The 5,027-nt window shown below is 34.7% G+C and carries 2 protein-coding genes; both read left to right on the top strand.

Features of this window, described 5'->3' with window-relative positions:
- Positions 1–143: 143 nt before the first annotated feature.
- Positions 144–2,780, top strand: coding sequence for a TrlF family AAA-like ATPase (locus NDK19_RS16795; protein ID WP_250633068.1), 2,637 nt, complete (start codon positions 144–146; stop codon positions 2,778–2,780).
- A gap of 331 nt (positions 2,781–3,111) precedes the next feature.
- On the top strand, positions 3,112–4,794 hold the full coding sequence (locus NDK19_RS16790; protein WP_250633067.1) for an N-6 DNA methylase: 1,683 nt from the start codon (positions 3,112–3,114) through the stop codon (positions 4,792–4,794).
- The last annotated feature ends 233 nt before the right edge of the window (positions 4,795–5,027 follow it).

Raw genomic sequence — 5,027 nt, 5'->3', positions numbered from 1 at the left:
ATTTTTTGGTGAATCAGATTAGAAGCAGAGTGAAGCAAAAAGAGCAGATATTAGAAAATTTCCAATTAACCGCAGGCTTACATAATTACAAGTTGAAATTTTCAATCAATTGATTTTCAGTGTTTTAACTTCCAAAAAGTCTAATGACGAATTACAACAATTACCCAAAAGGTTCAGAGTGGGCAAAGTGGGATTTGCACGTACATAGCCCAATGACTCACCTAAATAATCAATTCAATAATGAGTGGAATAGTTGGGTGCAAAAATTTATAGATAATGAAATCAGAGTTATTGGCTTAACTAACTACTTTCGTTTTGCTGAAAATGAATTAGAAACTGTAAGACAAAAACTCAACCAACATAATATTTTAGTTTTGCCGAATTTAGAATTTCGCATTGCACAACCTAACAAAAGTGGCGAATTTATAAACCTACATATCATTTTCAACCCTGATAAAGTTGATAGCACTGCAATTCATAATTTTTTAGGTAGATTACAAACCAAAACCAATGCATATTGCAATGCCCTAAATAGTGAGAATGATTTTAGCACAGCAGTTGTAAACGACGAAACTTTGTTAAATCAACTAAAAACAGATTTTACAGAATATGAGCATTATCTAATAGTTTGTTGCCCAAACGGTTACGGCGGTTTCCGTTCAAATAACAAAGAAGGTAGAAGTGTGGCTATTGCCCAAATATTTGATAAATCTGCTCATTTTTTCTTTGGGCGTAGCCAAGACAGAAATCATTTTCTTGATAAATCAAGATATGAAAATGCTGTTCAAAAGCCTGTTGTGTATACTTCTGATGCTCATAAAGTAGATGAAATAGGTAGTTTCACTTGGATAAAAGCCAACCCAACTTTTGAGGGTTTAAAACAAATTATTTTTGAGCCTGAACATAGGGTAAAAATACAGGAAACTAAACCCGCCGAACCTTTATATCAAATCAAAAAGCTTAACCTAAACTTTCCTGAAACTACACAACTTGTGTTTAGGGATAAAGAAACAAATCAAGATATTAGCCATAATTTTTGTCTGAAAGGAACAAGAGAGTTGTATTTTAGCCCCAATTTAACTTGTATTATTGGCGGACGTGGTACAGGAAAAAGTACTTTGTTAGGTATTTTAGAAAAATATGTACTTCCCAAAAGTACGCCCTTTTTTCAAAGAGAAGGTTTGCAAATCAAAGACAAAGATGGCAAGGCAATAGATTTGAAAGAGCCAATTATTGCAGTTGATTCAAATGTTGATACCCAATTTATTGAATTTATCAGCCAAAATGAAATAGAGAGTTTTGCTAAAAATAGTGAGGCTTTGACGCTTGCCTTATACAATCGCCTTATCAAACAAGATGAAAGAGAAAATAATGGTGTTTTGAAAAGCAATCAAACAGCCTTAGAGAGTGCCATACAAAACCTTACGGATTTGATAAGCAAGAAACGAAAATTACAACAACAGAAAAAGGCACTCAAAGCAAAAGAACAGGACTTACAAACCCACAAGTCAAAAATTGATTATGATAAAAGCGAGGAATACCAAACTATCAGCAACCAAATCAATACTTTTCAAAAAGAACTTACAAGCATAGAGCAATCTAAAAATCAGTACAATGCTTTGCTTGCCAAAATTTCTGAAATTATAAAAACAGAAATTGAAAATACGGAAGTCCAAAATGCTTATGCCACAGCGAAGGCTGAAATTATTGCGCAATTAAAAACAATAGAGCAACAAGCAAAAGATTTTACAGAAGCAGAAAGCAGGATTTCCTCTTTGCAAACTGAATTGCAAACACAGAAAAATAAGATGAACGAATATTTACGTTCAAAAGGAATTACTGATGCCGACTCAAAAGACATTAGCAATGCCAACTTACAAGTTGCTAAAACAGAGCAAGAAATAACAACACTAAAACAAGAAATTGAAACACTTGAAAATTTTATCAATTCATTTGATTTTGAGAAAATTAGCCAAGCAAGTGAAACTTACAAGCAAGAACTTGAAAGGCAAATCGACCCTATTAGTCAAAGTTTGCAAAATATCAGCACTTCCACTATTTTGGTAAAACCTATTACTTTGAAATACACCTTTGACACTCAAACAGCCAAAAATAAACTTTTTGAGGAGTTTAGGGATTTGTTTAAAACCAATGACGAGTTACCAAGCAAACTTAACAGCACAACCATTCGTGATGCTTTGTTTTCTATTGCAGAGCCTTTTGAATTTGTCGGGAATGACAATTATCAAACAAAATTACTTGATGAAATCAGAAAAAATAAAGACCAAAGTGATGCCCGTGATGCTTTATTGAAAGTGCTTGAAGACAAAGAAAATTTTGATATTTTTCTTTGTTTAGTGAAAAAACACAAATGGGACACCTTCAACTATAAGCAAATCAATGTTTCTTATGATGGGCGTTCTGTGGAAAGAACATCATTTGGGCAAAGATGTACCGCTGCTTTGGTGATTTTGCTTACACTTGGTAATAGCCCTATTATCATAGACGAACCCGAAGCGCACTTGGATAGTATGCTCATTTCCAATTACTTGGTTGATGTTATCAAGCAAAAAAAGCAAGAACGACAAATAATTTTCGCTACCCACAACGCCAATTTTGTAATCAACGGTGATGCAGAGTTGATACATATTTTGGAGATGGACGAACACAATGTAACGCTAATAACCCCGACTACCATAGAAAATTTAGCCACAAGGGAAAAACTAATCAATCTTGAAGGCGGGAAAGAAGCATTTAAGAAAAGAGAGCAAAAATACTAACGCTATGGAACAGCCACTCATCTTTGACCTTCAAAAAGAAACTTCCTTACTCAAAAAGTTTTCTGAAATCCACAATAGCATTTATGCTAATGACGGACTTTCGGCACAGCAAGCATTAGACGAAATGCTGAAAATCTTGTTTATCAAGGTTTTAGCAGAGAAAGAAAATACACAAGATTTTTTTGTCAGCAGTGAGGAATTTGCAGAGATTAAGGCAGGCAAGAAAAGTAAAACCTTTTTGGCACGCATAGAAAATCTGTTTCAAAAAACGATAGAAAGTTTTGCAGATGTTTTTGAGCCTTCGGAAAAGATAAAACTAAGCCTTGCGAGTTTGGCTTTTGCAGTCAATAAATTGCAAAATGTAGATTTTTCGGATACCACAGATGCCAAAGGTTTGGCGTTTCAGAAGTTTTTGGCGAGTACCGAAAAAGCAGACAGAGGACAGTTTTTTACCCCCGAACCTGTAATAAATTTTTGTGTGGAGTTCTTGCAACCGCAACCTCACGAAAAAATCATTGACCCGACTTGTGGTAGTGGCGGTTTTCTGTTTTCCGCCTATCAATACTTGTTAGATAATTTTCAGGTTTCTAAACAAGAAATTATCCCAAACCTTTACGGCATTGACATCAATAAAACGATAGTCAAGATTGCCAAAATGAAGTTGCTTTTAGAGTGCAATACAAACCTGAATATCGTTGCTCAAAATTCCTTAGAAGACTTGGACGAATTGGCTTTATCTTTTGGACAACCAATTGAAAACCAAATGGATATAGTGTTAGCAAATCCACCTTTTGGCACATTAGGAAAAATTACGAATGAAAAATTATTGCGGAAATATGAATTAGGCTATAAGTGGCAAAGCCAACAAGAACGTCCCCCTTTTGGGGGGAATGAGGGGGGCTTTTTCAAAACCAAAACTTTACACACAGGACAAACCCCTGAAATCCTGTTTATTGAAAGATGTTTGCAACTTTTGAAAGAAGGTGGTAGAATGGCAATCGTTTTGCCTAATGGAATGTTTGAAAATCCATCTTTGGAATATTTGCGTATTTTTATCAAGCAAAAAGCAAGAGTTTTGGCAGTAGTCAATTTGCCACAAGAAACTTTTATACCTTTTGGAACAGGCGTAAAAACATCTATTTTATTTTTGCAAAAAGAAACTGAAAAAGATATTTCTAAAAAAGTATTTTTTGGCAGAGTTACCAAGTTAGGTTATCAAGGCAACAAAAACGGTACAGCCATTTACAAAAAAGATGAATTTGGCAACTTGTTGAAAGACAAAAACAAAGAGCCAATTTTGGACGAAGATTTTAGCAAAATCATTCAAGATTACAAAACATTTCAACAAACCAACGAAATAGAAACAGAAAACAGTTTTTCATTTCCTGTGGCTGAACTCAACGGAAGATTTGACTTTGATTATTACGCACCCGAAAACCGAAAATTGCTTAACAAACTCAAAAGTCTAAATGCCGTAAAACTTTCAGACCTTTGCGAAATAGTGAAAACGAAAAGCAAAAAACTTTCACAGGCAAATGGTACGGTTGATTACATAGAACTTTCGGACATCAATACGCATAGTTACGAGATTATCAATGCAACAAGTTATTTAGTTCACGAATTGCCAAGCCGAGCAAGTTATGAAGTCCGAGAAAATGATATTTTGACAGCAGTAGCAGGCAATTCCATAGGAACAAGCAAACACGCCACCGCCTTAGTAACAAAAGACTATGAAGGTAATATTTGTACCAATGGTTTCAGAATTTTGCGAAACTGCAAAGTAGATTTATACTATTTGCTCTATTATTTGCGAACAGAAATGTTTTTGAAACAAGTTTTTATGTACCGCACAGGTGCAGCCATTCCGAACATTTCCGACTACGATTTAGGCAGAATTTTGGTTTATTTACCCGAAGAGAAAGTTTTGCAAGAAATAAGCAAAAAAGTCCGTTATTCTTTTGAACTTCGCAAACAAGCCAAAGAGGAAGTAGAAAAAATAAGGGTAGCGTTTTAGCGAAAAAGAACAAACCACGCACAACATTATGTTTGCGAAAAGGCGGGCTAATGTGCGTAATTTAGGCTTTTGTACTTTCTATAAACATTGTACGTAGGGCAAGGGGAGTGCTATAGACCTTTTGGTTGGTGATTATCAGTGAATTACCTAATTTTACTTGGTGATTCTTTCAAATTTATATAACTATGGCAAGTATTTTTCATAATCTTAAAAGTGACAAGAAATGTAAGGCT

This window comes from Rhodoflexus caldus (assembly GCF_021206925.1).
Taxonomy (GTDB): domain Bacteria; phylum Bacteroidota; class Bacteroidia; order Cytophagales; family Thermoflexibacteraceae; genus Rhodoflexus; species Rhodoflexus caldus.
This window is presented reverse-complemented; position numbering and strand designations above follow the sequence as displayed.

Bases quoted from the DNA above. Each gene is read 5' to 3' on its own strand.
- NDK19_RS16795 (WP_250633068.1), top strand. From the start codon at position 144: ATGACGAATTACAACAATTACCCAAAAGGTTCAGAGTGGGCAAAGTGG.